The 26797-nt window shown below is 71.9% G+C and carries 31 protein-coding genes; 11 read left to right on the forward strand and 20 right to left on the reverse strand.

The window, feature by feature from the left end; genetic code table 11:
- Nucleotides 1-27: 27 nt before the first annotated feature.
- Entirely contained in the window at nucleotides 28-1743 is a 1716-nt protein-coding gene (locus CLV56_RS17095; protein ID WP_100415334.1) for a serine/threonine-protein kinase, read from the reverse strand.
- Nucleotides 1744-1871: 128 nt separating this feature from the next.
- On the opposite strand from CLV56_RS17095, the gene CLV56_RS17100 reads away from it, so the two are divergent.
- On the forward strand, nucleotides 1872-2393 hold the full coding sequence (locus tag CLV56_RS17100) for a mycothiol transferase (protein ID WP_039359627.1): 522 nt from the start codon (nucleotides 1872-1874) through the stop codon (nucleotides 2391-2393).
- Between the two features lie 4 nt (nucleotides 2394-2397).
- On the opposite strand, the gene CLV56_RS17105 is transcribed toward CLV56_RS17100, so the two are convergent.
- Both CLV56_RS17105 and sigK read right to left on the reverse strand, forming a co-directional pair.
- Nucleotides 2398-3123: an anti-sigma factor gene (locus CLV56_RS17105; RefSeq protein ID WP_039359630.1), complete on the reverse strand. Its 726-nt coding sequence runs from the start codon at nucleotides 3121-3123 to the stop codon at nucleotides 2398-2400.
- Entirely contained in the window at nucleotides 3120-3719 is a 600-nt protein-coding gene (gene sigK, locus CLV56_RS17110; protein ID WP_039359633.1) for an ECF RNA polymerase sigma factor SigK, read from the reverse strand. Before sigK ends, CLV56_RS17105 begins: the two co-directional genes overlap by 4 nt.
- Before the next feature lie 167 nt (nucleotides 3720-3886).
- Between sigK and CLV56_RS17115 the strand changes: the two genes are divergently transcribed.
- Together CLV56_RS17115 and CLV56_RS17120 are read left to right on the forward strand one after the other, a co-directional pair.
- A complete protein-coding gene (locus CLV56_RS17115) occupies nucleotides 3887-4537 on the forward strand; it encodes a fasciclin domain-containing protein (protein WP_039359636.1) in 651 nt (216 codons plus the stop codon).
- A 160-nt stretch (nucleotides 4538-4697) separates the two neighbouring features.
- A complete protein-coding gene (locus tag CLV56_RS17120) occupies nucleotides 4698-6359 on the forward strand; it encodes a molybdopterin-dependent oxidoreductase (RefSeq protein ID WP_039359639.1) in 1662 nt (553 codons plus the stop codon).
- Nucleotides 6360-6378: 19 nt separating this feature from the next.
- On the opposite strand, the gene CLV56_RS17125 is transcribed toward CLV56_RS17120, so the two are convergent.
- From CLV56_RS17125 to CLV56_RS17170, 10 genes are all read right to left on the reverse strand, one after another.
- Nucleotides 6379-7380 carry a hypothetical protein gene (locus CLV56_RS17125; RefSeq protein ID WP_039359641.1) on the reverse strand — a complete coding sequence of 334 codons (1002 nt, stop codon included), beginning with the start codon at nucleotides 7378-7380 and terminating at the stop codon, nucleotides 6379-6381.
- Entirely contained in the window at nucleotides 7374-7958 is a 585-nt protein-coding gene (locus CLV56_RS17130; RefSeq protein ID WP_039359644.1) for a hypothetical protein, read from the reverse strand. The genes CLV56_RS17125 and CLV56_RS17130 overlap by 7 nt, the downstream gene beginning before the upstream one ends.
- Nucleotides 7959-8038: 80 nt before the next feature.
- On the reverse strand, nucleotides 8039-8614 hold the full coding sequence (locus tag CLV56_RS17135) for an HhH-GPD-type base excision DNA repair protein (RefSeq protein WP_039359646.1): 576 nt from the start codon (nucleotides 8612-8614) through the stop codon (nucleotides 8039-8041).
- Nucleotides 8615-9038: 424 nt separating this feature from the next.
- Entirely contained in the window at nucleotides 9039-9584 is a 546-nt protein-coding gene (locus tag CLV56_RS17140; RefSeq protein ID WP_157805206.1) for a hypothetical protein, read from the reverse strand.
- 14 nt (nucleotides 9585-9598) lie between these two features.
- Nucleotides 9599-9880: a hypothetical protein gene (locus CLV56_RS17145; RefSeq protein WP_039359649.1), complete on the reverse strand. Its 282-nt coding sequence runs from the start codon at nucleotides 9878-9880 to the stop codon at nucleotides 9599-9601.
- A gap of 274 nt (nucleotides 9881-10154) precedes the next feature.
- Nucleotides 10155-10523 (reverse strand): fluoride efflux transporter FluC, encoded by a 369-nt coding sequence (locus tag CLV56_RS17150; protein ID WP_039359652.1) that lies wholly within the window; start codon nucleotides 10521-10523, stop codon nucleotides 10155-10157.
- Nucleotides 10520-10993: a fluoride efflux transporter FluC gene (locus CLV56_RS17155; protein WP_039359655.1), complete on the reverse strand. Its 474-nt coding sequence runs from the start codon at nucleotides 10991-10993 to the stop codon at nucleotides 10520-10522. Before CLV56_RS17155 ends, CLV56_RS17150 begins: the two co-directional genes overlap by 4 nt.
- Nucleotides 10990-11514, reverse strand: a complete 525-nt coding sequence (locus CLV56_RS17160; protein WP_100415336.1) for a universal stress protein — start codon at nucleotides 11512-11514, stop codon at nucleotides 10990-10992. Before CLV56_RS17160 ends, CLV56_RS17155 begins: the two co-directional genes overlap by 4 nt.
- Nucleotides 11511-12392: an LLM class flavin-dependent oxidoreductase gene (locus CLV56_RS17165; RefSeq protein WP_100415337.1), complete on the reverse strand. Its 882-nt coding sequence runs from the start codon at nucleotides 12390-12392 to the stop codon at nucleotides 11511-11513. The genes CLV56_RS17160 and CLV56_RS17165 overlap by 4 nt, the downstream gene beginning before the upstream one ends.
- Nucleotides 12393-12421: 29 nt before the next feature.
- Entirely contained in the window at nucleotides 12422-12925 is a 504-nt protein-coding gene (locus tag CLV56_RS17170; protein WP_100415338.1) for a DUF3060 domain-containing protein, read from the reverse strand.
- Between the two features lie 103 nt (nucleotides 12926-13028).
- On the opposite strand from CLV56_RS17170, the gene CLV56_RS17175 reads away from it, so the two are divergent.
- Nucleotides 13029-13511 (forward strand): SRPBCC family protein, encoded by a 483-nt coding sequence (locus CLV56_RS17175; RefSeq protein ID WP_039359658.1) that lies wholly within the window; start codon nucleotides 13029-13031, stop codon nucleotides 13509-13511.
- 24 nt (nucleotides 13512-13535) lie between these two features.
- Here CLV56_RS17175 and CLV56_RS17180 read toward each other — a convergent pair whose 3' ends face one another.
- Both CLV56_RS17180 and CLV56_RS17185 read right to left on the reverse strand, forming a co-directional pair.
- Nucleotides 13536-14639 carry an SPFH domain-containing protein gene (locus CLV56_RS17180; protein ID WP_039359660.1) on the reverse strand — a complete coding sequence of 368 codons (1104 nt, stop codon included), beginning with the start codon at nucleotides 14637-14639 and terminating at the stop codon, nucleotides 13536-13538.
- 46 nt (nucleotides 14640-14685) lie between these two features.
- Nucleotides 14686-15123: an NfeD family protein gene (locus tag CLV56_RS17185; RefSeq protein ID WP_039359663.1), complete on the reverse strand. Its 438-nt coding sequence runs from the start codon at nucleotides 15121-15123 to the stop codon at nucleotides 14686-14688.
- Nucleotides 15124-15283: 160 nt separating this feature from the next.
- Here CLV56_RS17185 and CLV56_RS17190 point away from each other — a divergent pair, with 160 nt between their 5' ends.
- Nucleotides 15284-17098 carry a BCCT family transporter gene (locus CLV56_RS17190; protein ID WP_039359665.1) on the forward strand — a complete coding sequence of 605 codons (1815 nt, stop codon included), beginning with the start codon at nucleotides 15284-15286 and terminating at the stop codon, nucleotides 17096-17098.
- On the opposite strand, the gene CLV56_RS17195 is transcribed toward CLV56_RS17190, so the two are convergent.
- Entirely contained in the window at nucleotides 17058-17825 is a 768-nt protein-coding gene (locus CLV56_RS17195; RefSeq protein WP_100415339.1) for an MBL fold metallo-hydrolase, read from the reverse strand. The two genes, CLV56_RS17190 and CLV56_RS17195, sit on opposite strands and share 41 nt — an antisense overlap.
- A 64-nt stretch (nucleotides 17826-17889) precedes the next feature.
- Here CLV56_RS17195 and CLV56_RS17200 point away from each other — a divergent pair, with 64 nt between their 5' ends.
- The 5 genes from CLV56_RS17200 (at nucleotide 17890) to CLV56_RS17220 (ending at nucleotide 22511) form a co-directional block, all read left to right on the forward strand.
- On the forward strand, nucleotides 17890-19248 hold the full coding sequence (locus CLV56_RS17200; protein WP_039359318.1) for a TrpB-like pyridoxal phosphate-dependent enzyme: 1359 nt from the start codon (nucleotides 17890-17892) through the stop codon (nucleotides 19246-19248).
- A 124-nt stretch (nucleotides 19249-19372) separates the two neighbouring features.
- The gene (locus CLV56_RS17205; RefSeq protein WP_039359315.1) at nucleotides 19373-19936 is read left to right on the forward strand and encodes a dihydrofolate reductase family protein; all 564 of its coding nucleotides are present in this window, start codon (nucleotides 19373-19375) and stop codon (nucleotides 19934-19936) included.
- Nucleotides 19937-20022: 86 nt separating this feature from the next.
- Nucleotides 20023-20484 carry an OsmC family protein gene (locus CLV56_RS17210; protein WP_039359312.1) on the forward strand — a complete coding sequence of 154 codons (462 nt, stop codon included), beginning with the start codon at nucleotides 20023-20025 and terminating at the stop codon, nucleotides 20482-20484.
- A 7-nt stretch (nucleotides 20485-20491) separates the two neighbouring features.
- A complete protein-coding gene (locus CLV56_RS17215) occupies nucleotides 20492-21754 on the forward strand; it encodes an amidohydrolase family protein (RefSeq protein WP_039359310.1) in 1263 nt (420 codons plus the stop codon).
- A 10-nt stretch (nucleotides 21755-21764) separates the two neighbouring features.
- Entirely contained in the window at nucleotides 21765-22511 is a 747-nt protein-coding gene (locus CLV56_RS17220; RefSeq protein ID WP_039359308.1) for a GntR family transcriptional regulator, read from the forward strand.
- A 50-nt stretch (nucleotides 22512-22561) separates the two neighbouring features.
- On the opposite strand, the gene CLV56_RS17225 is transcribed toward CLV56_RS17220, so the two are convergent.
- The 4 genes from CLV56_RS17225 to CLV56_RS17240 form a co-directional block, all read right to left on the reverse strand.
- Nucleotides 22562-23128, reverse strand: a complete 567-nt coding sequence (locus CLV56_RS17225) for a dihydrofolate reductase family protein (protein WP_039359306.1) — start codon at nucleotides 23126-23128, stop codon at nucleotides 22562-22564.
- 108 nt (nucleotides 23129-23236) lie between these two features.
- Nucleotides 23237-25495 (reverse strand): catalase/peroxidase HPI, encoded by a 2259-nt coding sequence (gene katG, locus CLV56_RS17230; RefSeq protein WP_039359304.1) that lies wholly within the window; start codon nucleotides 25493-25495, stop codon nucleotides 23237-23239.
- Between the two features lie 66 nt (nucleotides 25496-25561).
- Entirely contained in the window at nucleotides 25562-26008 is a 447-nt protein-coding gene (locus CLV56_RS17235; protein WP_039359302.1) for a Fur family transcriptional regulator, read from the reverse strand.
- A gap of 36 nt (nucleotides 26009-26044) precedes the next feature.
- On the reverse strand, nucleotides 26045-26272 hold the full coding sequence (locus CLV56_RS17240) for a hypothetical protein (RefSeq protein ID WP_157805209.1): 228 nt from the start codon (nucleotides 26270-26272) through the stop codon (nucleotides 26045-26047).
- Nucleotides 26273-26311: 39 nt separating this feature from the next.
- On the opposite strand from CLV56_RS17240, the gene CLV56_RS17245 reads away from it, so the two are divergent.
- The gene (locus CLV56_RS17245; protein WP_039359296.1) at nucleotides 26312-26773 is read left to right on the forward strand and encodes an SRPBCC domain-containing protein; all 462 of its coding nucleotides are present in this window, start codon (nucleotides 26312-26314) and stop codon (nucleotides 26771-26773) included.
- The last annotated feature ends 24 nt before the right edge of the window (nucleotides 26774-26797 follow it).

The raw sequence follows: 26797 nt of genomic DNA on the forward strand, positions 1-26797 counted from the left end.
GGCTATTCCGGCGTCCCGACGACGGGCTCAGCGCAGCACGGTGATCGCCGTGACCGCGAACGACACCGCGACGAGCAGCGCGCAGATCGCCGTCATCGACGGCGCGAGCCGCAGGGTCGACGGCCAGCCCTCTCCGCGCACGGCCTGGGCGCGCTCGCCCAGGAGCCCGGCCCACACGAGAGCCGCGACCGCGAGCAGGAAGATCGCGATCAGGTCCCACGGCAGGCTCCGGGTCCCCACCGCCACGTCGGGCATCAGGTCGTTCACCCACGCGAACCAGGTCCTGACCACGTCCTCGGTCTGAGGGATCGACGCCGTCAGGCACACCACCGCCGCGACCAGCGCGATGAAGGCCGCGACCTTGTCGAGCCACCACCCGCGTCGCATCAGACCACGCTCCGACGTCCATCCCGCCTCGGTGTCCTCGAAGCGGCGGCGCTCGGCGTGCTCAGCGTCGGTCCAACCGCTCTCCCGCCACGCCGCGACCCGGACGGCACCGGGCGCGACCGCCTTCACCGAGCGTCGGGGCGAGCGGCGCTGGGCCCGCGCGACGATCGCCGTCGCCGCCTGGTCGTAGCCACGCTCGTGGGCCGAACGCAGCGTGCTCATGAGCCGCTCGTTGGCCAGCAGGCGAGCCACCGCGGGTTCGAGCGCGGGCTCGGCGGGGGCGGGGGGCGGCGCGGGCGCCGCCACGGTCCCTGCCGTCGTGGGCGGCACCAGCAACGGCCGCGGCGCGCCCGGAGGCTCCGGATCGCTCGGGCGACCGGCGATCCCCGCCAGCGCCGACATCACGTCGGCCATCGACGGACGGTCCTCGGGCGCCACCCGGGTCATCGCGCGTACGAGGTCCAGCAGGGGCGGGGGCACGGACCCCAGATCGGCGCGGCCGTCCAGCACCGCGCTGATCGTCTCGGGCTCCGGTGCCGACGGGAACGGCCGGCGGCCCCCGACCACGAACGCGAGCAGCAGCCCGAGCCCGTACACGTCGCACGCGGGGGTCACGGCGCCCCCGGTCAGGCGCTCGGGGGCCGCCCAGACGACGGACCCGACGATCTCGCCGGTCCGGGTCAGGTCGCGGTCGTCGCCGCCCTTCGCGATCCCGACGTCGATCAGCATCGCGCGCCGTGCCGACAGCATCACGTTGGCCGGCTTCACGTCGCGGTGGGCGAACCCGTGCTGGTGCAGCCGATCCAGCGAGCGCGCGACGTCGAGGCCGATCCCTGCGACCGCCGGGACGGGCAGCGGACCGGCGTGCCGTGCGATCTCGTCGAGGGTGAAGCCGTCGAGCAGCTCCATCGCGAACCACGGCGGCGCCGCGGCCAGATCGGCGTCGACGAACGCGGGAAAGCCCTGGCCTCCCAGCGACCGGAGCAGGTCCACCTCCGCCGCGAACCGCTCCCGTGCGCTCGGGTGACGCAGCGTGAGCACCTTGAGCGCCACCTCGGGTCCACCGGGTCGGCTGGCGACGTGCACGGCGCCGAACCCGCCGGCGCCGAGCAGCCGGTGCAGGCGGTACGGTCCGATCGCGCCGGACCCGCCCGCCGTCGACGCGGGCGTCGGAGCCGGGGCCCGGGGTGGCGTCCGAGGCGGTGACGGCTGTTGCGACGTCTGAGGCGGTGACGGCTGAGGCTGCGGCGGCGGTTGTGCACCGGAGTCGGAGCGGCGCGCCGGACGCACCGGCCTCGTGGGCAGGTCGTCCTCACCGACCTGCTCGGACTGCGAGCGTCCCCCGACCTCCGCCATGCAGGGAGGGTAACAACGGCACGGGCCGCGCCGGCCCGGCCGAGCCGCTCGCGAGTCGCTCGCGAGTCGCTCGCGGGCCGCCGGTCGACGATCGCGTACGGCCCGCCGCACCGTCGTACCGTGGCTCCATGAGCGACGACGACCTCCGCTGCACCCGCACGCTGCTGCTCGACCAGATCGACCGGCTCGAGGGCCTGGCCGACACCATCACCGACGGGCTCGCCCCCGACGTCGCGACGGCGCGGCCGGGTCCACGCGCGAACTCGATCGCCTGGCTGCTCTGGCACTCGGCCCGGGTGCTCGACGACCACACCGCCGATCTCGCCGGGACGCGCCAGGCGTGGACCGAGGACGGCTGGGTCGAACGCTTCGGGCTCCCCTTCGCCCCGGACGCCACCGGCTTCGGTCATGGCCCCGAGGAGGTTGCAGCCGTGCGCTCGGGCGCCGACGACCTCGCCGGCTACCACCGGGCGGCGACCGAGCGGGTCCGCGTCTACGTCCGCACCCTCGACGCCGACGAGCTCGACCGGATCGTCGACACCCGGTGGGACCCGCCGGTCACGGCCGGAGTCCGCATCGTCAGCATGCTCGGAGACAGTCTCCAGCACCTCGGTCAGGCCGCGTACGTACGCGGCCTGACCGAGCGCTAGACGATCAGGCGGTCGAGACGGCTGCGATCGGATTGGTCGTCGGCGCGTCCGAGCCGCCGGCGGGCTCGACGGTGATCGCGACCGCCGTCACCCCGTCGAAGTCGGAGACCAGGCGGCTGCTGGCCGACTCCGGTCCCTGGTCGTCGCGCCCGAGGACGCCTGCGCTCGTCGGGTCGTCCCCGCGCAAGGTCCACACCTGGTAGTCGTGCTCCGCGTCCAGCTCCGGAAGCCCGGCGACCACCACGACCGCGTCGTCGAGCTTCTCGGAGCGGACCACGCGGACCGTGCCGCCGCCCTCGACCTCCGCGGCACTCATCCGGGCGTCCGGGGCCGACAGCACCGCGGTGATCGCGGCCTGATCGGCGGCCAGGTCGTCGGCGCGGTCACGCTCCACCACCGCCCACGACCCCAGCGCGACGATCGCCGCGGCAGCAGCCGCCGCCAACGCGGTCAGCACGGCCCGACGTCCACGTCGCGGCTTGTGCAACGGGGTCACGCCCGGCCGTTCCTGCGGCGTCCGCGCCACCGCCTCCATGACCGACGTCCTCAGGCCCGGGGGCGGCTCCGCCCGGGCCGCGTCGGCGAGCCGCGCCGCCGTCTCCCGGAATCCCCTCACCTCCTCGGCGCAGTCGGTGCACTGCGCGAGGTGCTCCTCGAAGCCGACCCGCTCCGCCTCGTCCAGCGCGTCCAGCGCGTACGCGGCGGCCAGGTTGTGCGGCTCGCTGGTCATGCGACCACCCCCAGGCAGTCCCGCAGCCGGATCAGGCCGTCGCGCATCCGGGTCTTCACCGTCGCCGGGTTCGCGTCCAGGACGGTGGCGACCTCGGCGTAGGTGTAGCCCTGGTAGTAGGCGAGACCGACCGCCTCGCGCTGCAGGTCGGTCAGCGTGCCGAGGCACCGGCGTACCTGCTCGTGCTCCAGCCGGACCGTGACCTCGTCGGAGACGTGGTCGAAGTCCGGGCCCCCCGACCAGTCGTAGCGCGTCTCGCGGTCAGCGGCGGCCTGGTCCCGGCGGACGGCGTCGACCGCACGCCGGTGCGCCAGCATGAGCACCCACGACCGCGCCCGTCCGCGCCCCGGATCGAAACGGACGGCGCTCTGCCACACCTGGAGGAACACTTCCTGGGCGACCTCCTCGGATCGGGCCGGGTCACGCAGGACCCGGCGCGCGAGCCCGTAGACAGCCGCCCCGAGCTCGTCGTACAGCGCCGCGAACGCCGCCTCGTCGCCGCGCGCGACCGACGTCATCAGATCGTCGAGCTCGTCCGCCGGCGCCCGGTCGGCACGGTGCGCCGGCCGGTGCGGAGGTGGGTCGCTCTGGGCCATCGAGGCTCCTCGTTCGTCGGTGGTCTCATCCGTCGTTCGGCGCCGCGAGCCCGCCGGACGGGTCCGAGCCCGATCCGAACGAATTCTCGGGAGGACCAATCCGTACGGGGCGCGGCGCCGAACGACGAGGCAGAACGGTTCCTGCACCCAGACGGAAGGACGACCTCATGCGTACCACGACCACCCGGCTCCTCGCCGGACTCGCCGCGACCGCGGTGCTCGGGCTCGCCGCAGGATGCGGGTCCGACGACTCCGACGCAGCAGACGACACCGCGACGACGTCGCCGGAGTCCAGCGCGACGACCGAGCCGGACCCGGCCGCGAACCTCGTCGGCACCGGCTGCTCCGCGTACGCCGAGCAGGTCCCGACCGGCCCCGGATCGGTCGACGGCATGGCCCAGGACATGGTGACCACCGCCGCGAGCAACAATCCGATGCTGACGACGCTGACGGCGGCCGTCACCGGTCAGCTGAACCCCGACGTGAATCTCGTGGACACGTTGGAGAGCGACGAGTTCACCGTGTTCGCGCCGGTCGACGACGCGTTCGCGCAGCTCGACCAGAAGACTCTCGACACGCTGGCGAAGCCGGCCGGTGCCGAGACGCTCGAAGCCGTGCTCACCTACCACGTCGTTCCCGGACAGCTGGCGCCCGACGAGGTCGCCGGAACCCACACCACCGCCAACGGGGCCGACGTCACGGTCAGCGGTGAGGGCGACGCCCTGATGGTCGACGACGCCGCGGTGATCTGCGGCGGCGTCCAGACCCAGAACGCGACGGTCTACCTGATCGACGGTGTCCTGATGCCGCCGTCCTGAGCACTCCCCGACTGCCGGGCGGCGCCGCGAGTCGGGGGCGGCGCCGCCCGGCTCTGGAGCGGACACGGTCGTGACGGACCGGTGACGAGCGTCCGGAGCGGCCCGCGGACCCGACGCGCGGGGGTAGCGTCGAGAGGACGAGAGGGGCCTGATCACCACCATGACGGAGCAGACACGCACGACGACGGCCCGTGCCGACCTGACGCCGCGGGCCCGGCGCGCTCTCGCCGCGCTGTCGGGGGTCCTCGCGGCCGCCGCCGGGGTCGGCGCCGGCTCGGCGACCGCCGCCCTGACCGGTTCGCCGTCGCCGGTCGTGGCGGTCGGCAACTCGGTGATCGAGCGGACGCCCGAGCCCGTGAAGGAGTGGGCGATCGACTGGTTCGGCACGAACGACAAGCTCGTGCTGCTGCTCGGGATCGGCGTCCTCCTCGCCGCGCTGGCGGCCGCGGCGGGGCTGGTCGCCCTGCGCAGCCGCGGGGCAGCCGGAGGGTTGATCGTGCTCGTCGGCGTCGTGGCTCTCGCGGCCGCGCTGACGGACGAGACCACCTCCACCCGCATCGTGCTCGGGGTCCTCGCGCCCCTGGCGACGGTCGTGGTCGCGCTGTGGGCGCTCAGCGCGCTGCTCGACGCGCTCGTCGGGCCCGAAGCCCGACCGCACCGCCCGCCGCCGTCGGCCGACGGGCTCGGCGGCCGTCCCGGCCCCGGCGGCCCGGACCTGCCTGACCGTGTGGCCGGCGACGACCTTCCCACCGGCTTCGACCGTCGCCGCTTCCTGCTGGTCGCCATGGGGACGGCCGCCGCCGCGGTCGCCGGGGGCGCGACCTACCGGCTGCTCGGTACGCCCGAGGCCGCCGGCTCGCGCTCCGCCCTCGGCGTCCCGACCCCGGACTCCCCCGCCGCCCCGGTCCCCACCGGCGTCGACCCGCCCCTGGACGGGCTGCCCCCGCACATCACCCCGAACGCCGACTTCTACAGGATCGACACCGCCCTGCGCGTGCCCGACGTGCCGGCCGACAGCTGGCGGCTGCGGATCCACGGCGACGTGGAGAACGAGATCGAGCTCGACTACGCCGGCCTGCTCGCCGAGCGTCTGATCGAGCGCCGGATCACGCTGACGTGCGTCTCGAACGAGGTCGGCGGCTCGCTGGTGGGCAACGCCACCTGGATCGGCGTGCCGCTGGCCGACCTGCTGGAGCGGGCCCGACCCGCCGGTGGGACCGACGCCCTGCTGACGACGAGCGCCGACGGGATGACGATCGGCGTGCCGCTGGACGCGGTCACCGACGGCCGCGACGCGATGCTCGCGGTCGCGATGAACGGCGAGCCGCTGCCGTTGGAGCACGGCTTCCCCGTCCGCATGGTCGTACCGGGGCTCTACGGGTACGTGTCCGCGACGAAGTGGCTCGTCGACATCGAGGTGACCCGCTTCGACGCGTTCGACGCCTACTGGACCGAGCGCGGCTGGTCGGAAGAAGGTCCGATCAAGCTGTCGAGCCGGATCGACGTCCCGCAGGCGACGACCCGGTTCGGTGCGGGCGAGGGCGTCGTCGCCGGCGGCCTCGCGTGGGCGCAGAACACCGGCCTCGCCGCTGTCCAGGTGCGGATCGACGACGGCGAGTGGCGCGATGCCGACCTGGCGCCGGAGGACACCGCGGACACGTGGCGTCAGTGGACCTGGCGCTGGGACTCCCCCGAGCCGGGCGACCACACGCTGACGGTGCGCGCCGTCGACGCGGACGGCCAGTCGCAGGAGACCGCGGAGGCCGACCCGGCACCGGACGGGGCGACCGGGCTGCACGCGATCGAGTTCACGGTCGAGTAGCGCGTGGCAGAGACGCGGCTCAGTCCGCGCGGGTGACGATGCTCTGCACCTCGCCGACCCCGATGTCGTCCGACCACGACGACGTCAGCGGATCGATGGCGCCCTGCGGCGCGCCGTTGAAGCTCCATGTGCCGTGCCAGAGCGTCGAAGCGGTGACCGGCGTGGCCGCGGCGGAGCGTCGGAAGGTCAAGGTGCAGTCGCTGTTCTCGCCCTGGGCGTACGGTGTCCCGCCGTCCGTGCACAGCACCGACCCGGCGCTCGGCGAGGCGAACTCGACGCCCTCCCGGGTGATGTCGACGGTGACGCTGTTCGCGCCGGCGCTGGCGGTCACGGAGCCCGCGGTCGGGATCGACGCGTCGGTCCAGAACCACGTCTCGAGGTTCACGACGGTGATCGCGTCGCCCTGGTAGCGGGGATTCATCTCGAAGCGCGGCTCGGGGACCGTCATCGCGTCCTCGGCGGCCTGGAGCAGCACCTCCGGCGGGACGGGCGGGACGGGCGGTGTCTGACCGGCCTGGACGTAGACGGGGCCTCGGTCCCTGAACCAGTCCTCGGCGAAGTCGAGGAAGTCGCCGGTGTACCCGAGGTCCTCGTACGCGGCGCCCGAGCAGACCCCGGCGTACCACGATCCCTCGTCGTCGTCCTTGTGCTGCTTGTAGCCCGGGTAGTACTCGCTCGCCGGGACCGACGGCTCGTGCGGGCCGCCCAGCGTGACCATGCCGTCCTCGCCGTAGCGGTCGTAGAGCTCCTTGCCGGTCTCCGTCGCGAAGTACCAGCACGGCACCGGGACCGCGACCGTGGTCGACGACGATCCGGACGATCCGCCGGACCCGCCGCCGACGAAGGACCCCGTCACGTGCACCGTGACGGTGCCGCCGTCGGTCTGCGTCGAGCCGGACCCGGATCCGCCGCCGCAGCCCGTCTCGCCGCAGGCCGCCGCGGCGGAGAGCACGGCACCGGCGCCGACCATGGCGACCGACCCGGTCGCGACCACGGCCGCCCGTACGAACGTCCTCAGCATGAGTCCTCCGTCCACGTGTAGTCCGTCACCAGCCAGACCCCGCCGGCCGCGGTGAGGGTGACGTCGATCATGGTCCGCGGGTCGCCCTCGAGCGGCTCGCGGGTCCCCGCCGACTCGACCTCCATCGACGCGGTGTCCGAGCACACGGCGAGCGCGAGCATGGTGTCGCTCGACTCCGCCGCGTCGACCTCGAGCACGTTCGTGCCGACGAGCCGCGAGTCGGCGTCGCGGAAGGACCGCGCGATCGCGCGCATCTGGTCCTCGACCGGGGGCGAGGCGTTGCGCCGGACCAAGGGACCGACACGCGTCGTCTCGTACATCCGGCGGCGCCCCTCCTCGAAGGCGACGTACGTCTCGAGCGCGGGGCCGTACTCGTCGTCCACCGCGGGCAGCTCGGTGATCTCCAGGCCCGGGTAGCTCGTCCGGATCGATCCCGCATCGTCGGTGGGCGTCGAGGTCGCGCTGGTCGTGGCGCCGCCGATCGTGATCTCGTCGTCCCCGGCCTCGTCTCCGCCGCACGAGGAGAGCACGAGCACAGCCGAGAACGTGACCAGGACGGCCCGAGGCGTCGGTCTCACGAGGCTCCTCCGGGGGACGGGGGTACGCAGGAGCGAGTATGCCTCACGTCGAGCCACGCCGTCCGCACCCGGCCGACGAGTCAGCCCTTCGCCGCCTTCGCGGCCGCCTTCTGCTCCTTCTTGAACGCCCGGACCTCGCCGAGCGTGGTGGCGTCGACGACGTCGGCGATCGAGCGTCGCGAGCCCGGCTCGCCGTACGCCCCCGCGGCCTCGCGCCACCCGGCCGGCTCCACCCCGCGCTGCTTGCCGAGCAGCGCGAGGAAGATGCGCGCCTTCTGGTCGCCGAATCCCGGCAGCGCCTTCAAGCGCGTGAGGACCGTGCGGCCGTCCGGGTCGCCATCGGTCCAGATCCGGGTCACGTCGCCGTCGTACTCGTCGACGACCAGCTGGGCCAGCGCCTGGATCCGCTTCGCCATCGCCCCCGGGTAGCGGTGCACGGCCGGCGGCGTCGAGCACAGAGTGGTGAAAGCGTCGGGATCGGCCTCGGCGATCGTGGTGACGTCGAACGAGCCCATCCGCTCGGCGATCTTGTGCGGTCCGGCGAACGCGGCCTCCATCGGGTACTGCTGGTCGAGCAGCATCCCGGTCAGCAGCGCGAAGGGGTCGGAGTCCAGGAGTCGGTCGGCCTCGGCATCGCCGACGAGGTGCAGGGTCATGCTCCGATGATCGCATCCTCGGGCCGAGAGCTGGTCAGTCGGCGAACGCGATACGCGACACCGGACGCTGTCCGGAAGAAGGTGGAACACCAAGTGACCAGGCGCGCGCCGCGTTCGCACTGCCACCGAAACGTCGGCGGACGATGCGAGCACGAACCAGGCGAGGTGGGTCGACTAACTTCGCCTCTTCTGCGTCAGCGCGGCCACCGTGCAGACGAAGATCGCCGTCCAGCAACACCGGCACCCCCCGTCGGGGGTAGCTCGGAATGATCGCCCACTCAGCGACGACGTGAAGGCGGGCGAACGAGAGGGAGAAGATGCCTGCATAGGTCGTCGCCGTGCCGGCGACCGCTGCCCACAAGCGCCCCGGACTCGGTGTTGATCGACCAAGTGCGGGGCCCACTTGCGGCTGTGGAGACTGAGCTCAGTGCTCCACCTCCTCGAGCTTGTGCCTGAACACCTCGGCTACCTTGCGGGGCTCGTCGCCGTGCTGCACGTGAGCCTCGAACTTGGAGGCAGCGTCACCCAGGAACACGACGAGCTCGGCGTTCTGCGGCATCGCGTCCTTGAGGGCTGCGACCACGAAGTTCCGCGGCTCACGGTCTGCCTTCGGGAGGCCGTGAAGAGCCAGGCCGTAGCCCGGCCCGCTTGACGCAACCCGCCCCTTAACGACCCTCTCCCCGAGCGATCCCCCCGCCGACTTCGCCGCTCCGTACTTCTTCGACGCCGCCTGACCGCTCACCCCGAGCAGGTCTCCGATCAGTGCCCACGACATGTTGTTCTCGCGAGCTTCGGCCACGGCCTCGGCGAGGTCCCGCTCGGCGAACCCGCGCCGCATCACGGCGTGCATGAGCTTGTGCCGGTAGTTCTTCTCCGCCCGCTCGTAGTCCTCCTCCGTCGGCTCGTAGTTCTCGATGGAACCTGCGAGCTCGTCTGCTCGAGCGATCAGCTCGTCCATACTCATCGGCATCTGCATCACCTCACTCACGGGAGTTGCGCCCTGCGGCGCACGGCTTTGGTTAGGAAGTTGGCGTGGATCAGGACCGAGCCGAGCTCGTCGGACTCGGCGTAGCCGAGCTCAATCGGTCGACCATCGGAGGGAAGGAAGTGAACCTCGATCAGTACCCCTGACTCCGTCTCGTACGGTCGACCCAATGCTGGTGTCTGCGCCGCCGCTCGAATCTGATCTGCCGTCAAGCCGTGCTTGAAGCCCGACGACCGAACGATGGGCGGATGCCCATCCATGTCTACTTTAGACTCGTCCATGCCACCTCGTCAAACATAGGTTTCATCGCTTCACTGTAATTCCAGTGGACAAGCGTGTCGAGGTGAACCCTTCCTGCTAACGCTTCTTGAGCAGCATCCCGGTCAGCAGCGCGAAGGGGTCGGAGTCCAGGAGTCGGTCGGCCTCGGCATCGCCGACGAGGTGCAGCGTCATGCTCCGATGATCGCATCCTCGGGCCGGCACCCGCGTCGAGCGACGAGACATCTCGCCCACACGGCGGTCCAAAGGTCTCGTCGTTGCCGACGGTGGACGGACTCAGCCGAAGACTGCGTCGCCGAGAGCGAGCCCGGCGGCCGCGGCAGCGATCGCGAGCAGCAGCGTGCCGAAGGCGTTGACGAGCGCGCGGCGCACGTCACCGGCCTGGACGAGGCGGACCGTCTCGGTCGTCGCCGTCGAGAACGTCGTGAACCCGCCGCAGAACCCGATCGCGACCACGCGGTACGCGTCGCCCTCCAGGCCGGTGACCGCGAGCCCGATCACGAACGAGCCGACGACGTTCACCGCGATCGTCCCGACCGGGAGCACCGTCGGCCATCGTGCGCGGATCGACTGGTCGGTGACGAACCGCCCCGCCGCACCCACGGCCCCGCCGAGGCAGACCAGGAGGAACGCCGCCGCGCTCATGCCCGGTCTCCGTCGACGTCGGCGGCGTCGGGATCCGTCGGCAGCGCGACCGCACGGCGCCGGTGGTGCAGCCGCGCACCCAGCAGCACGCCGAGGACGCATGCCACGAACCCGACGACCACTGTCCCCAGGGCGTACGCGAGCGCGAGTCCGCTCTTCCCCGCGTCGAGCAGGTCGGTGACCTCGAGCGCCAGGCTGGAGTACGTCGTGAAGCCGCCGAGCACACCCGTACCCAGTCCGAGGCGCCACCGTCGCCGACCCGGTGTCTCGTCGCCGGAGCGGATCAGCGCCTCCAGCAGCAGACCGAGGGCGAAGGCGCCGAGCAGGTTCGCGGTCAGCGTCGCCACCGGCAGGGCGTCAGGGTCGTGGGGCCACCACACCGCGAGGCCCGCGCGGGCGGCCGTTCCGAGGAACCCTCCGAGCGCGACGACCAGCACGAGTCCCGGCACCCGGTGGTGGGGCCGGCTCACGCGCCGCCCTCGGGCCCGTCGCCCGGACGGCGCTGCGGGACGACCAGCACCGGACGCAGCTGGCTGTGAGCGAGCCGGCCGGCGACCGAGCCACCGATCAGCTCGTTCATCCAGCCGCTGATGCCCGGCCGCCGCGTCCCGACGGCGATCACACAGGCGTCCACCTCCTCGGCGACGGCAGCCAGCCCGTGCACGACCTCGCCGACCACGTACCGCAGCTGCCAGGAGACGCCGGCGTCCACGAGCAGCGGGCTCAGCCGCTCGATCATCGCCCGCTCCGCCGCGACCACGGCCTCGTCGGTCTCGTCGGGGTCGAGCGGCGTCGTGATCAAGGCCCCGGGCTCGTCGCTGACGATCGTGCGGGACCCGTCCACCCAGACGCAGACCAGTCCTGTCCGCATGGCGGCCGAGATCCGCGCCGCCGCCCGTACGACCACCGGGTTCTGGTCGTGATCCACGCCGAGGACGACCGGGCGGCTACGCGGGCCGTCGGACCACGGATGGGGCCGCGAGACACTCACGTCGCGCGCCCGTCCCGTGCCGTCGCGACCTGCTCGCGGACGGCCGGCGCGACCTCGCGGGCGTACCGGCTCAGCAGCTCGGGGTCGTCGGTCCCGAGCACGAAGCTGGAGATGCCGTCCCGCAGCGCAAGCTCCGCGACCTGCTCGGGCCAGTCCGCGACCGTGCCGTGGAGGCCGTCGCCGACCACGTTCAGCATGCGGCGGATCGCCCGCGGGTCGCGTCCCGCCTCCACCGCGGCCGCGTCGATGCGCTCGTTGCCCGCACCGAGGTCGAGGTCGCGCGCGAACCCGAGGCTGGGCAGCCACCCGTCCGCCTTCCGACCGACCAGCGTCAGCATCCGTGGCCCGTAGGCCCCCAGAACGATCGGTACGTCGTGCGCCGGCGCGGGGCCACGCTTGGCCCCGTCCAACCGGTGGAACTCCCCCGGCACCTTCAACGGGCGGCGGTCCGTGGTGTCCCAGATCCCACGGACCACGTCGATCGCCTCGCCCAGCGCCTGCACGGCCTCACCTGCCGAGAGCCGGGTGCCTCCCATCGCCACGATCGCGTCCCAGAACGCCCCTGCGCCGAGAGCCAGCTCCGTCCGCCCGCCGCTGAGCAGGTCCAGGCTCGCCACCGATCGCGCGAGCACGGCCGGCTGGCGCAGCGGCAGGTTCAGGACGTTGCCCGACAGCCGGACACGCCGCGTACGCGCGGCGACGTACGACAGCAGGGTCCAGGTGTCGAGGAAGCGTGGTTGGTACGGGTGGTCCTGGAAGGTGACGAGGTCGAGGCCGGCGTCCTCGCAGTGCACCGCCAGCGCGACCACGGCGGCGGGGTCGGCGTTGCTCGGCGTCAGGAACGCCCCGAAGGAGAGCTCGTGTCCGTAGTCCGGCACCGCGGACCTCCTCGCTCGGCTCGGTCGGCTCAGGACCCCGCGACGTGGTTGTCGGGGCCGGTGACGTCCACCTGGGGAGAGCCGCCGAACGAGACGTCGTTGCGCGCCCCCTCGACGTCGATCTCACGCACCTGGTCGACGTTCACCTCGTTCTCGTCGCCCTCGACCGACAGGTCGTCGGTGGCCTCGATGCTGACGGTCGCTCCGGTCGCGGAGACGTCGACGTCCTCGCAGGAGCCCGTGATCGCGACGCTCGTCGCAGCGCGGACGTCGATCTCGCCCCCACCGTCGCAGTGCACGCGCGCGGCCTCGGAGGAGGTGACGTCGTGCTCCTGGTCGGGCCCGATCGTGATCTCGTCGCCCGGCTCGCCCGGGTCGCCGTCGTCGGTGGCCGTGCCTGCGTCGGTCGGCACGGCCGACGCCGGTGACGGTGCAGCGTCCTCGGTGACGTCATCCGCCTCGGCGCAGCCGGCCAGCACCGCCAGGACCATCACCGCCGCTGCTCCGAGCCCCGCCGTACGCCGTCCCACCATCGTTCGCCCCCTCGTCCGCTCTCGCTCAGCGTCTGCTGCGCTCGCCCGCCACCGTACCGGCGCGCGGGCCACCACGCCGCTCGCCCTCGCCTAGACTCGGGCCGTGGTCGCGCACGTGCTCTCGCTCAGTCAGGATGTCGCCGCACCGCCCGAACGGGTGTGGGAGGTGCTCACCGACCTGCCCGGCACGGCCGCCGTGCTGACCGGCGTCACCCGGATCGAGGTCCTCACCGACGGTCCCTACGCCGTGGGCACCCGCTGGCGCGAGACCCGCCGGGTGTTCGGGCGCGAGGAGACGCAGGAGATGTGGGTCGGCGCAGTCGACCCGCCACGGTCCACCGTCGTCCGCGCCCGAGCCGGCGGCATCGACTACGACACGACGTTCACGCTCGAGCCTTCGGGAGCGGGCACCGCACTGACGATGGAGTTCCGCGGGGAGGACACGAGCACCAGCCGGCTCAAGCGGCTCGTGGAGACGTTGACCGCGCCGCTCGGACGGTCGGTGACGCGCAAGATCATGCGCCGCGACCTGGAGGACATCGCAGCCGCAGCCGAGGGCCGTCCGTCGGAGAACGCCGGGTCCTGACGCCCGTCTCGGCCGCCGGGCGGCTCAGCCGCCTGCGCGGCCGGTCGATGCGGCCCTGGCCGCCTCGGCCTCCGCCTTGGCGTCCTCCACGGCTGCCTGGGCCTGCTCCGCGGCCGCGACGGCAGCATCCTCCGCGTCGGCGTCGGCGATCGCGCTCTCGGCCTCGGCTGCGCCGGCCGCGACCGTGGGATCCTCGTCGTCGGGTCCGGTCTCGGCCCCTCCCGACCCGGCGAGCTGGCGCGGGAAGGCGCTCGCGGGACGCTCGTGGTCGCTGAAGGCCGAGGTGATCGTGCGGACCGCCTCGGTGAGCTCGCCCGGGATGACCCAGAACGTGTTGTTCTCGCCGCCCGCGAGGTCGGGCAGCACCTCGAGGTACTTGTAGGCGAGCACCTTCGGGTCGGCGTCGTTGCGGTGCACGGCCTGGAAGACCCGCTCGACGGCCTTCGCCTCGCCGTCGGCGCGCAGGATCGCGGCCTGCTGGTCGCCCTGAGCGATCAGGATCTCCTGCTGCCGGCTTCCCTCCGCACTGAGGATCTTCGCCTGTCGCTCGCCCTCGGCATGGAGGATCACCGCCCGCTTGTCGCGCTCGGCGCGCATCTGCTTCTCCATCGCCTCCTTGATCGTCGACGGCGGATCGATGGCCTTGATCTCGACGCGGTTCACCCGGATCCCCCACTTGCCGGTGGCGTCGTCCAGCACCTCCCTCAGCCGCGCGTTGATCTCCTCGCGCGAGGTCAGGGTGCGCTCGAGGTCCATCGACCCGATCACGTTGCGCAGCGTCGTGACGGTCAGCTGGTCGATCGCCTGGAGGTAGTTCGCCACCTCGTACGCGGCGGCCCGCGGATCCGTGATCGTGTAGTAGAGGACGGTGTCGATGTTGACCACGAGGTTGTCCTCGGTGATGACCGGCTGCGGACGCGACGACGCGACCTGCTCGCGGACGTCGAGCTTGGTGTTGACGCGGTCCACGAGAGGGATGATGAAGTTCAGGCCCGGTTGCAGGGTCGCGCGGTAGCGACCGAAGCGCTCGATGTTGTAGCGGCGGGCCTGCGGCACCACCCTCACGGCCGACAGCGCGATGAAGGCGACCAGGACGGCCGCGATGATCAACGGGACGATGAGTTCCATCGGGACTCCTCTCTGCGACGAGTTCCCCGCCCGGTCCGGGGGGTCGTCACGACAGCTCCTCGTGCGGGTAGACGACGGCCGTGGCGCCGTCGATCTCCATCACGTCGACGAACGTGCCCTCGGGGATCACGAGGTGCTCGTCGTACGGGCGGGCGGTCCACTCCTCGCCGGACAGCCGCACCGCGCCGTGCCGGGCGCTGACCTCGTGGATGACCAGGGCCGTCTTGCCGACGAGGGCGTCGGTGCCGTCGCGCAGCAACGGCGGCTGCCGCATCTGGCGGCGCGCGATCGGCCGGATGACGGCCAGGGACACCCCACCGGTGAGGACGAACGCCAGCACCTGGGCGAGCACCGGCGCGCCGAGCCCGGCGACCACGGCGGCCACGAGCGCGGCACCGGCCAGCAGCCCGAAGGCGAACGTGAGCGTCGCGGCCTCGGCGATGCCGAGCAGCACCGCCAGCCCCAGCCACGCGACCCATGCCATCGTCGAACCTCCCGCTCCGGGTGGTCTCATCGAGCCTAGCGCGCCGTGACCAGGATCACCGGCGGCCGCGGACCTCGCCGGTCCTCACGGGGTGTCCGGTTGCCCCGAGCACGATCCCTCGACAGGGTGAAGGGGCGGACAGCGGGAGGAGCCCACGACGATGAGCGCGAGCGACACGAGCGAGACGCACGACCAGCACGACCCGGACGACGAGAGCATCAAGGCGACGCTGGAGCGCAAGTCCGTCAAACCGTCGGTGTTCTTCCCGGCGCTGATCCTGCTGCTGGTGGTGGTGGGCCTCAGCATGGCGTTCCCGGTCCGGACCGGCGAGGTCTTCGGCACGCTCAACGACGCGGTGATCGGCTCGGTCGGCTGGTACTACACCCTGAGCGTCACCGGCTTCGTGATCTTCTCGCTCTGGATGGCGATCGGGCGGTTCGGCGACCTCACGCTCGGCCCCGACGACGAGGGTCCCGAGTACGGCTTCTTCGTCTGGTTCTCGATGCTGTTCGCCGCCGGGATGGGCATCGGTCTGGTCTTCTGGGGCGCCGCCGAGCCGCTCTCGTTCTACGTCGACCCGAAGCCGGGGTGGAGCGGCGACGACGCGGACATCGCCCACCTGTCGATGGCGCAGACCTTCCTGCACTGGGGCGTCCACGCCTGGGCGATCTACGTGGTCGTCGGCCTGGCCCTCGCGTACGCGATCCACCGGCGCGGTCGGTCGATCTCGCTGCGGTGGACCCTCGAGCCGCTGCTCGGCGACCGGGTCAAGGGGTGGGTCGGCGACCTGATCGACGTGGTCGCGATCGTCGGGACCATCGCCGGGGTCGCGACGTCGCTCGGTCTCGGCGTCTCCCAGATCTCGGCCGGCCTGGTCTACCTGGACGTCGTCGACGAGGCCACCGACCCGCTGATGGTGGCGCTGATCGTCGCGATCACCGCGATCGCGACGATCTCCGTCGTCACCGGCCTCGACATCGGCATCAAGATCCTGTCGAACTTCAACATCGCGCTCGCCGGCGTGTTCGCGGTCGTGCTCCTGATCCTCGGCCCGACGCTGTTCCTGCTGCGCAGCTTCGTGGAGAACATCGGCGCGTACCTCTTCGAGGTCATCCCGCTGAGCTTCTCGACGAGCGCGTTCTTCGGCGAGGACGGCGAGGCGTGGCAGGGCGCGTGGACGACGTTCTACTGGGGCTGGTGGATCTCGTGGGCGCCGTTCGTCGGGCTGTTCATCGCACGGATCTCACGCGGCCGGACGGTGCGCGAGTTCGTCTTCGGTGTGCTGCTCGTGCCGACGCTGGTCTCGATGGTGTGGTTCTCGATCCTCGGCGGCAGCGCGCTCTACCAGCAGATCTTCGGCGGCGGGGGTCTGACGAACGACGACGGCACGGTGACGAGCGAGAACGTGCTGTTCAACCTGGTCGGCGACCTGCCCGGCGGGACCTTGCTGGTCGGGATCGTGATCCTGCTCGTCACGATCTTCTTCGTGACCTCGTCGGACTCCGGCTCCCTGGTCGTCGACATGCTCGCGTCCGGAGGCGACACGAACCCTCCGAAGTGGAGCCGGGTGATGTGGGCGGTGATCGAGGGATCGGTCGCGATCGGGCTGCTCCTCGCAGGCAGCCGCGCGACCGACGATCCGCTCGATGCGCTCGGCGCCCTGCAGACCGGCGCGATCCTCACCGCGGCGCCGTTCAGCGTGATCATGATCGCGATGTGCTTCGCGCTCTACAAGGTGTTCAAGAGCGAGTACCGCGAGATCCAGCGGCTCAACCGCAAGGCGCGGGTCCGGGCGATGCAGGACGAGCTCGGCGACGCCATGACCGAGCAGGTCACCGACCACCTCGTCGAGAACTTCGACGACCACTTCGGTGAGCACGTCGACTCCCACGTCGAGACCGCGCTCGACCGCCGTTCGCGCTGGCGCCGTCCGCTCAGCCGCCGTTCAGCAGGACCCGACGACCCGCAGGAGTGACCAGGGCCTCCACGTCGGCGCCCGCCTCGGCGAGGGCGTCGGCGAACCGCTGACCGGGCGTCTCGAAGAAGTGCCGCCGCGTCGCCGGCGCCACCCGCCCCATCCCGACGGGCCAGAACGTGCCCCAGTGCACCGGCACGGCCCAGCGCGCCCCGACCTGCTCGACCAGCCGTACGGCCTGCACCGGGTCGACGTGGTCCTCCCCCAGCGTCGGCCCCCAGCCGCCGACCGGGACCATCGCGAGGTCGACGGAGGAGACGCCGGTCAGGTCGGTCGCGGGCCCCGTGTCGCCGGGGAACCAGAAGGAGCCGTCGTCGCCGGCGACCCGGAACCCGATCGGCATCGACGCGCGCCGCGACCACCGGTGCCGGCTCGCCGGGTGGTCGGCGGGCAGGACCTCGACGCTCAGTCCGCACAGCTGCAGCCGGTCGCCGGCCACGGCCTCACGCACGTCGAGGCCCAGACCGGACAACAGCCCCGAGCTGCTCTCCGGCACCACCACGACGGTCCCGGGAGCCAGCCGGCGCAGCGACGGCACGTGGAAGTGGTCGAGGTGCAGGTGCGAGACCAGCACGAGGTCGGCCGTGGCGGCCGAGGCGTCGGGTGACGCGCTGTGCCGTCGGAGGTGCGCGAAGCGGTCGACGAGCACGGGGTCGGTCAGCACCCGTCGTCCGCCGATCTCGACGGTCGCCGTCGAGTGCCCCCACCACGTCACCGCGCTGACCACGGAGCCACTCTACGGAGGCCGAGTGCGGTTACGCTGTGGCGACGCGAGCGAGCCTGGAGGAAGCATGACGAACGGCCGGATCCGGATCACCCTCGACGAGTCGGAGATGCCGACGCACTGGTACAACATCGTCGCGGACCTGCCGACCCCGCCGCCTCCGCCGCTGCACCCGGGCACGCACCAGCCCGTGGGGCCGGACGACCTCGCGCCGCTCTTCCCGCCGGAGCTGATCGCCCAGGAGGTGACCGCCGAGCGCTACGTGGAGATCCCGGAGCCGGTGCGCGACGTGTACCGGCAGTACCGCCCGTCACCGCTCGTGCGCGCACGACGGTGGGAGCAGCGGCTCGGCACGTCCGCACGGATCTACTACAAGTACGAGGGTGTCTCGCCGGCCGGATCCCACAAGACGAACACCTCGGTGCCGCAGGTCTACTACAACGCGATCAACGGCGTCACGCGGCTCACGACCGAGACCGGGGCCGGGCAGTGGGGCACGGCTCTGGCGTACGCGTGCGCCCTGTTCGGCGTCGAGTGCGAGGTGTGGCAGGTCGGGGCGTCGTACGACACCAAGCCGCAGCGCCGCACCCTGATCGAGGTCTTCGGCGGGAAGGTGCACCGGTCGCCCAGCACGCTGACGGGGTTCGGCAAGGGCTTCGACGCCGGGCACCCCGGTTCGCTCGGCATCGCGATCACCGAGGCGGTCGAGCTGGCCGCCCAGGACGAGGCCACGAAGTACGCGCTGGGCTCGGTCCTCAACCACGTGCTGCTGCACCAGAGCGTGATCGGTCAGGAGGCCGTCCTCCAGCTCGCGAAGGCGGGCGAGTCCGGCGCCGACCACGTGATCGGGTGCGCCGGCGGCGGCTCGAACTTCGCCGGCCTCGCGTTCCCGTTCCTGCGGGAGAGGCTCGAGGGTCGCCAGGCACCGCGGATCACCGCTGTGGAGCCCGCGTCGTGCCCGACGCTGACCCGGGGCGAGTACCGCTACGACTTCGGCGACACCGGCGGCATGACGCCGCTCATGAAGATGCACACGCTGGGCCACGACTTCGTGCCGTCGCCGATCCACGCCGGCGGCCTGCGGTACCACGCGATGGCGCCGCTGGTCTCGCACGTCGTCGAGGAGGGGATGATCGACGCGGTCGCGCTGCACCAGAGCGAGTGCTTCGAGACGGCGACCGAGTTCGCCCGGACGGAGGGGATCGTGCCCGCCCCGGAGTCCTCGCACGCGCTCGCCCAGGTTCGGCGGACCGCGCTCGCCGCTGCCGAGGCCGGCGAGGAGCCGGTGATCGTGGTGGGTCTGTCCGGGCACGGGCTGCTCGAGCTCGGCGCGTACGACTCGTTCCTGCACGGCCGGCTCGGCGACGACCCGCTCAGCGACGAGGACCTCGCCTCGTCGCTCGCCGCGGTGCCGAGGATCGGCTGAGCGGATTCGGCGGTCCGGCTGTCGAAATCCGGCGGGCCCGTTCGGCGCACTGTCGAGAGGCTCGATCGCATCGCCGGTCGAGCGTGTCGAGACCGCGAACCACAGCGACGAAAAGGATGCACCGATGAGACCACTGATCGTGACGGCGTTCGTCTCGGCCGACGGCGTGATGGAGGCGCCGGGCGGCGAGGAGGGGTACCGCAACTCCGGCTGGACGTTCAAGGACGTGGAGTTCGACGAGGCGGCCTACGAGATCAAGGGCCGCGAGCAGGAGGAGACGACGGCGCTGCTGCTCGGGCGGCGCAGCTACGAGGCGTTCGCGCCGGTGTGGCCGACGATGGAGGAGTTCGCGGAGTACAACGCGATGCCGCGCTACGTCGTGTCCACGACGCTCGAGTCCGACGACGAGCGGTGGCCGGCGACCGTCCTGCGGTCGCTCGACGACGTCGCGGCGCTGAAGGAGACCGAGGGCGGTCCGATCGCCGTCCACGGCAGCGCCACGCTGGGGCACGCGCTGGCCGATGCCGGTCTCGTGGACCGCTACCACCTGCTCGTCTTCCCGTTGCTCCTCGGGGCCGGCAAGCGCCTGTTCAGCGATGCTGACAAGGACACGACGAGGCTCCGGCTGGCCGAGTACGAGGCGTACGGCAACGGGATCATGAAGTGTGTCTACGACGTCAATCCTTGATGCCGGGACGACGGAGGGACTTGACACCTGTCTGACAGGCGCTACGGTGCCTGTCAGACAGGTTCTCCACGAAAGGTCCGTCTGCGATGAGCGATCAGAACGCAGCCTCCGCCAACCGCGACGTCGTCGTGCGCAGCCTCGACAACTTCGCCTCCGTCGCCACGATCGGCGGTGAGCACTCCGTCGTGATCGACGAGCCGCGCGAGTTCGCGGGCGACGGCGCCGCCCCGAATCCGTTCGGCCTGATCCTCTCCGCGCTCGGCGGGTGCATCGCCGGCACGCTCCGAGGAGTCGCGCGCCAGCACGACTTCGACTACGCCGACGCCTCCGTACGGCTCTCGCTGCGGGTCAACCGGCCGACCAAGGGACCGCTGGACCCGGGCGAGCGCGAGCTGCGGATCTCGCGGGTGATGGCCGACGTCACCATCACCGGATCGCTCACCGAGGAGCAGCAGGGACTGCTGCGCCACGGCGTGGAGACCTGCCCGGTCGGCAACACCCTGCGCCGGTCGCTGAACCTGGTCGAGACCGTCACGTTCAAGGGCTGAGGCAACCATGAGCACCCAGCACGACGGCACCTTCGACCTCGTCGTCGACCACGCCCGGCTCCTCGACGGCCGCGTCGTGACGCTCGGCATCAGCGACGGGCGCTTCCGCCACGTCGGAGATCCCGTGAGCGTCGCCTCCCGCGACCGCATCGACGCCGACGGACGACTCGTCACCGAGACGTTCGTCAACCCGCACATGCACCTCGAGAAGGTCTACACGCTCGAGAGGGCAGGCGACGCGGCCCTGCACGCGTACACCTCGGACTCGATGGGCGATGCGCTCGGCTCGATCGTCCGCGACGCGTCGACGGTGAAGCAGAGCTACGACCGGGCCTGGATCATGCCGAACGTCCGCCGCGCCCTCGATCTCGCGGTGGTGAACGGCGTGCTGCACGTCCAGGCCTTCGTCGACGTCGACACGTCGGCGGGACTCGAGGGACTGGAGGCGGTCCTCGCGGTGCGCGAGGAGTACCGCGGCCTCGTCGACCTCCAGGTCGTGGCATTCCCGCAGGACGGTGTCCTGCGTGATCCGGGCGCCGCCGAGCTCTGCGAGGAGGGGCTCCGGATCGGTGCCGACGTGGTCGGCGGGATCCCGTGGATCGAGAGCACGGACCGTGACGCACGCGCCCACGTCGAGTGGGCGTGCGCGCTCGCGTCCCGCACCGGCCGACGCGTGGCCATGCTGGTCGACGACGCGGGCGACCCGTCGCTGCGCACGACGGCCATGCTCGGCGAGGCGATGCTCGACCACGACCTCGTCGGACGGGGCGTCGCGTGCCACGCGCGCGCGATCGGCGAGTACCCCCAGCCCACCGTGAGCCGCCTGGTCGAGCTCGCCCGTCGCGCAGGCCTCGGCTTCGTCTCCGACCCGCACACGGGTCCGCTGCACCTACCGGTGCGGAAGTTCCTCGCCGAGGGCCTCCACGTGTCGCTCGGGCAGGACGACATCGAGGACGCCTACTATCCGTTCGGCCGGCACAGCATGCTCGAGGTGGCGTTCCTGGCTGCGCACGTCCTCGGCTTCCTGTCCGCCGGTGAGCAGCGCACCCTGATCGAGCTCGTGACCGGGCGGGCCGCGCAGGTGCTGGGGCTCGACGGGCACGCGGTCGAGGTCGGTCGCGCTGCGAACCTGTGCATCCACTCCGACGAGCGGGTGGTCGACGTGCTGCGTGAGCACGCTCGACCCTGGAAGGTCCTGCGTGACGGGCGCGTCGTGGCCGAGTCGACCACGGCGTCGACGATCCATCGCGCCGCGCCGGAGCAGCGATAGGCTCGCCTGCGTGGTGACGTCCGCGCAGTCCGCAAGTCCTCCCGACGGCCCGCCGCCCTCGGTTCAGCGGCGGCTGCAGGCGCTGTGGGACGAGGTTGCCCGCGCCGGCGGGGTGATGCCGAGCGAGCCGGCGCTCGCAGCGACGCTGTCGATGAGCCGCCCGGCGCTGCGCGAAGCGCTGGTCCGGCTCGAGGAGCGCGGGTACATCCACCGCCGCAAGGGCGCCGACACAGTCGTGAACACCTCGCTGCTCGACGTCCCGGCGCGGTTCGACCAGCGCATCGACCAGTCCGAGCTGATCGCGGCGATGGGTCGCACTCCCACGCTGGACGTGCTCGCGTCGGAGATCTCCGCGATCTCCTCACAGGAGGCACGCGAGTACGAGCTCCCGCCGGAGACTCAGGTCCTGCGCGTGGCGAAACGCTGGTCCGCCGACGGTCTCCCGGTGATGCTCGCACGGGACGCCATCCGGATCGGGCCCGGGATCGACCCGGACGACGTCGACCCGGCGCGGTCGTTGTTCGAGATCGCGCCGGAGCTGACCGGGGAACGCATCGAGTGGGAGATCGCCTGGCCGTCCGCGGCCGCGCTCGGCGACCAGGACGCGGAGCGTCTCGACCAGCCCTCGGGTGAGCCCGTGCTCACGCTCGACGCCACCGGCGTGAGCCGGCTCGGCCGCGTGGGCTACTGGACGTCGGAGATCCACCTCCCGGGCGCCTTCCGGTATGCGATGATCCACCGCACGGGCCGGACCTAGCAGCGCCTCGAGGGCGGGCGAGGCGGTGTCGGAGGTCGCCGTCGACCGGCTCAGTCCGAGTCGACGGACCGCACGGCGTAGACCAGTCGCGCGAACTGCCCGACGGCAGTCGCCGAGACGAGGCGCAGCCGGTCGGACTCGAGCCGGCGCGGGAGGAGCGGGGCGCCGCCGGTGAGGGCGACCGGCGCGACCGAGATCGCGATCTCGTCCAAGGCGCCGGCGTCGATGAACTGGCCGGCGAGATCGCCACCGCCGACCACCCAGACGTCGCCGTCACCCGCGGCCTCCCGGATCGCCGGCAGCGCGTCGGCCACGGACCCGGAGACGAACCGGACGTCCGCCCCCTCCGGGACCGGCAGGTCGCGCGTCGTGAAGACGAAGGTCGGCTTGTCGCCGTGGAAGTTCTGCCACTTCTCCGGGTGCGCCAGGATGTCCTCCTGGGCGAGCACCCAGGCGTACGTCGTGGAGCCCTCGACCAGCACGCTCGCCTCCGAGGGGAACAGGCCCTCGTCAGGATGCTCACCCCCGTCGACGGCGAACAGCCAGTCCAGGGAGTTGTCCTCGTCGGCGATCCAGCCGTTCAGGCTCGTTGCGGTGTCGAACAGGATCTTGGCCATGCACCGACGATAGGCGGGGCGACTGACAACCGACCGAGGGCCGGCCCCGCGTACGCAGGACCGGCCCTCGCCGGCGAACGATGCGGATCCGGAGGTCCGCCGTCGGACTCAGACGTCGAAGCGGTCCGCGTCCATCACCTTCGCCCAGGCCGCGACGAAGTCACGGGCGAACTTCTGCTTCGCGTCGTCGCTCGCGTAGACCTCCGCGACGGCCCGCAGCTCGGAGTTCGAGCCGAACAGCAGGTCGACCCGGCTGCCGCTCCACACCTGCTCACCGGTGGCGTCGGAGAAGCAGGCGTAGAGGCCGTCCTCCCCCTCGACCGGCTTCCAGGTGTGACCGAGGTCGAGCAGGTTGACGAAGAAGTCGTTCGTCAGCGTGCCCGGCGCGTCGGTGAACACGCCGAGGTCGGAGTCGGCGTAGTTGGCGCCGAGCACCCGCAGGCCACCGATCAGCACGGTCATCTCCGGAGCGCTCAGCCCGAGCAGGTTGGCCCGGTCGACGAGCAGGAACTCCGCCGGCAGGGTCTGGTCCTTGCGCAGGTAGTTGCGGAACCCGTCCGAGGCCGGCTCCAGGTAGGAGAACGACTCGACGTCGGTCAGCTCCTGGGTCGCGTCACCACGGCCCGGGGTGAACGGCACCTCGAGGTCCAGCCCGGCCGCCTTCGCGGCCTGCTCCACGCCGACGACACCGCCGAGCACGACGAGGTCCGCGAACGAGACCTGAGCACCGCCCCGTCCGTTGAAGTCGTCCTGGACGCCCTCGAGCGTACGGATGACCGCGGCGAGCTTCTCGGGCTCGTTGACCTCCCAGCCGCTCTGCGGCTCCAGGCGGATGCGGCCGCCGTTCGCGCCGCCGCGCATGTCGCTGGCGCGGAAGGACGAGGCCGCCGCCCACGCGGTGGAGACGAGCTGCGCGACCGACAGGCCGGAGGCGGCGATCGCGGCCTTCAGCGCCACGACGTCGGCGTCACCGATCACCGGGCCCTGCGGCGCCGGGATCGGGTCCTGCCACAGCAGCACCTCGTCCGGGACCTCGGGGCCGAGGTAGCGCTGGACCGGGCCCATGTCGCGGTGGGTCAGCTTGAACCACGCACGCGCGAACGCGTCGGCGAGCTCGTCGGGGTTGTCCTTGAACCGCCGCGCGATGGGCTCGTAGATCGGGTCCATCTTGAGCGACAGGTCCGTCGTGAGCATCGTCGGCAGGTGCTTGCGATCCGGGTCGTACGCGTCGGGGATGATCGCCTCGGCGTCCTTCGCGACCCACTGGTGCGCTCCGGCGGGGCTCTTGCTCAGCTCCCACTCGTGGCCGAACAGGATCTCGAGGAAGCCGTTGCTCCACTGCGTCGGCGTGGTCGTCCAGGTGACCTCGAGGCCGCTGGTGACGGTGTCGGGGCCCTTGCCGGTGCCGTAGCCGTTCTTCCAGCCGAAGCCCTGGGCCTCCAGCGGCGCGGCCTCCGGGTCCTCCTGGAGCTTGTCGTCGGGGTGCGCACCGTGGGTCTTGCCGAACGAGTGCCCGCCGATGATCAGGGCGGCGGTCTCCTCGTCGTTCATCGCCATCCGGCCGAACGTCTCGCGGATGTCGCGCGCCGCCGCGACCGGGTCCGGCACGCCCTCGGGGCCTTCCGGGTTCACGTAGATCAGGCCCATGTGCGTGGCGCCCAGCGGCTTCTCCAGGTTGCGGTCCGCGCCGCCGGAGATCCGCTTGTCGCTGCCCAGCCACTCGGTCTCGGCGCCCCAGTAGACGTCGTCCTCGGGCTCCCACACGTCCTCGCGGCCCCCGGCGAAGCCGAAGGTCTTGAAGCCCATCGACTCCAGCGCGACATTGCCGGCGAGCACCATGAGGTCGGCCCACGACAGGCTCTTGCCGTACTTCTTCTTCACCGGCCAGAGCAGGCGACGGGCCTTGTCGAGGCTGACGTTGTCCGGCCAGCTGTTCAGGGGGGCGAAGCGCTGCTGTCCGGCGCCGGCGCCGCCGCGCCCGTCGACCACGCGGTACGTCCCGGCGCTGTGCCACGCCATCCGGATCATCAGCGGGCCGTAGTGCCCGAAGTCGGCCGGCCACCAGTCCTGCGAGGTGGTCAGGACCTCGGCGATGTCGGACTTGACCGCCGGCAGGTCCAGGCTCTGGAACGCCTCGGCGTAGTCGAAGTCGTCATCCATCGGATCGGCGACCGCCGGGTTCTTGGCGAGGACCTTGAGGTTCAGGCGGTTGGGCCACCAGACCCGGTTGGCGTCGCCCTGGGTCGGGTGCGGCATCCGGCCGTCGTGCGCGACCGGGCACCCTCCCGCCGCGCGCTCTTCCCTCGGCTCGTCCACGTCGGTGACGGTGACACCCTGCTCGTTGGCACCGTGCTCGTTCTCAGTCATGCGATTCCTTCCGATCGTGCGGCGTTGTGCGGTCAGGCTCGTTCGTGCCCAGGCACGCTCGCGTGCTCAGGCAAGCTCGGTCTCGGGTCGGCGATGGGCAGCGCACTGGGGGCAGAGCCCCCAGAAGATCACCTCGGCCTCGTCGATCGCGAAGCCGTGGTCGTCGGACGCGGTCAGGCACGGCGCCTCGCCGACGGCGCAGTCCACGTCGTCGATGCGGCCGCAGGAGCGGCAGACGACGTGGTGGTGGTTGTCGCCCACCCGCGCCTCGTAGCGGGACACCGACCCCGACGGCTGGATGCGCCGGACCAGCCCTGCGGCCGTCAGGCGGTGCAGCGAGTCGTAGACGGCCTGGTGCGAGACCTCCGGGAGCGCGCCACGCACGGCGTCGATGATCGACTCGGTGTCGGCGTGCGGGTGCGTGTGCACCGCGTCCAGGACCGCCATCCGCGGCCGGGTCACGCGCAGCGACGCGGTCCGCAGCATCTGCTCGTAGTCCGGTCCCGATGGCATGCCCTCATCCTGCCAGTTTTCTTGAATGAGTCAAGTTTAGGGAGCGGTGTCGACGTAGGCGACCAAGCGCGGGTCGTCGGAGCTGAAGCGATCGACCTCTTCGCCGCCGTCGCAGCGCGCCAGCACCACCGTGACCCCGCCGCCCGACACGGCGACGGTCCACCAGGCTCCCCCGGCCGCCTCCCAGCGCGTGAGCCGCTCCAGGTCGTCGGACGCCTCCTGACCGGCGCCGCGGACCGGACGGTCGCCACCAGCCCCCTGCACGCTCCCCACCCTAGGCCGCGGCCGCAGTAACGTCACACCATGCCTCGCACCGACGCCGCCGAGCGCCTTCTGGACGCCCCGGCTCCCCGGGTGTTCGCCGCCCTCGTCGATCCCGACGCGCTGCTGGCGTGGTTGCCCCCGGACGGCATGACCGGTCGGTTCGAGCACGCCGACATCCGCCCGGGCGGCTCGTACCGTCTCGTCCTGACCTACGACGACCCCTCCGGCGCTCCGGGGAAGGCCACGGCGGACTCCGACGTGGTCGACGTCCGGATCGTGGATCTGATCGAGGGCGTACGGGTGGTGCAGGCGGTCGACTTCGTGGCCGACGACGCCGCGTTCGCCGGCACGATGACGATGACCTGGACGGTCGCACCGCGCGGCAGCGGCGCGCTCGTCTCGATCCGCGCCGACGACGTGCCCGACGGCATCTCGGCCGCCGACCACGCCGCCGGGCTCGCGTCGTCGCTCGCGAACCTCGCGGCCTACGTCCAGGGATAGAGCGCCGCCGCGACGACCGTCCGG

The organism is Mumia flava (assembly GCF_002797495.1).
Taxonomy (GTDB): domain Bacteria; phylum Actinomycetota; class Actinomycetes; order Propionibacteriales; family Nocardioidaceae; genus Mumia; species Mumia flava.

Bases quoted from the DNA above. Each gene is read 5' to 3' on its own strand.
- CLV56_RS17095 (WP_100415334.1), bottom strand. From the start codon at position 1,743: ATGGCGGAGGTCGGGGGACGCTCGCAGTCCGAGCAGGTCGGTGAGGAC.
- CLV56_RS17100 (WP_039359627.1), top strand. From the start codon at position 1,872: ATGAGCGACGACGACCTCCGCTGCACCCGCACGCTGCTGCTCGACCAG.
- CLV56_RS17105 (WP_039359630.1), bottom strand. From the start codon at position 3,123: ATGACCAGCGAGCCGCACAACCTGGCCGCCGCGTACGCGCTGGACGCG.
- sigK (WP_039359633.1), bottom strand. From the start codon at position 3,719: ATGGCCCAGAGCGACCCACCTCCGCACCGGCCGGCGCACCGTGCCGAC.
- CLV56_RS17115 (WP_039359636.1), top strand. From the start codon at position 3,887: ATGCGTACCACGACCACCCGGCTCCTCGCCGGACTCGCCGCGACCGCG.
- CLV56_RS17120 (WP_039359639.1), top strand. From the start codon at position 4,698: ATGACGGAGCAGACACGCACGACGACGGCCCGTGCCGACCTGACGCCG.
- CLV56_RS17125 (WP_039359641.1), bottom strand. From the start codon at position 7,380: ATGCTGAGGACGTTCGTACGGGCGGCCGTGGTCGCGACCGGGTCGGTC.
- CLV56_RS17135 (WP_039359646.1), bottom strand. From the start codon at position 8,614: ATGACCCTGCACCTCGTCGGCGATGCCGAGGCCGACCGACTCCTGGAC.
- CLV56_RS17140 (WP_157805206.1), bottom strand. From the start codon at position 9,584: ATGCCGATGAGTATGGACGAGCTGATCGCTCGAGCAGACGAGCTCGCA.
- CLV56_RS17145 (WP_039359649.1), bottom strand. From the start codon at position 9,880: ATGGACGAGTCTAAAGTAGACATGGATGGGCATCCGCCCATCGTTCGG.
- CLV56_RS17150 (WP_039359652.1), bottom strand. From the start codon at position 10,523: ATGAGCGCGGCGGCGTTCCTCCTGGTCTGCCTCGGCGGGGCCGTGGGT.
- CLV56_RS17170 (WP_100415338.1), bottom strand. From the start codon at position 12,925: ATGGTGGGACGGCGTACGGCGGGGCTCGGAGCAGCGGCGGTGATGGTC.
- CLV56_RS17180 (WP_039359660.1), bottom strand. From the start codon at position 14,639: ATGGAACTCATCGTCCCGTTGATCATCGCGGCCGTCCTGGTCGCCTTC.
- CLV56_RS17185 (WP_039359663.1), bottom strand. From the start codon at position 15,123: ATGGCATGGGTCGCGTGGCTGGGGCTGGCGGTGCTGCTCGGCATCGCC.
- CLV56_RS17190 (WP_039359665.1), top strand. From the start codon at position 15,284: ATGAGCGCGAGCGACACGAGCGAGACGCACGACCAGCACGACCCGGAC.
- CLV56_RS17200 (WP_039359318.1), top strand. From the start codon at position 17,890: ATGACGAACGGCCGGATCCGGATCACCCTCGACGAGTCGGAGATGCCG.
- CLV56_RS17205 (WP_039359315.1), top strand. From the start codon at position 19,373: ATGAGACCACTGATCGTGACGGCGTTCGTCTCGGCCGACGGCGTGATG.
- CLV56_RS17210 (WP_039359312.1), top strand. From the start codon at position 20,023: ATGAGCGATCAGAACGCAGCCTCCGCCAACCGCGACGTCGTCGTGCGC.
- CLV56_RS17215 (WP_039359310.1), top strand. From the start codon at position 20,492: ATGAGCACCCAGCACGACGGCACCTTCGACCTCGTCGTCGACCACGCC.
- CLV56_RS17225 (WP_039359306.1), bottom strand. From the start codon at position 23,128: ATGGCCAAGATCCTGTTCGACACCGCAACGAGCCTGAACGGCTGGATC.
- katG (WP_039359304.1), bottom strand. From the start codon at position 25,495: ATGACTGAGAACGAGCACGGTGCCAACGAGCAGGGTGTCACCGTCACC.
- CLV56_RS17235 (WP_039359302.1), bottom strand. From the start codon at position 26,008: ATGCCATCGGGACCGGACTACGAGCAGATGCTGCGGACCGCGTCGCTG.
- CLV56_RS17245 (WP_039359296.1), top strand. From the start codon at position 26,312: ATGCCTCGCACCGACGCCGCCGAGCGCCTTCTGGACGCCCCGGCTCCC.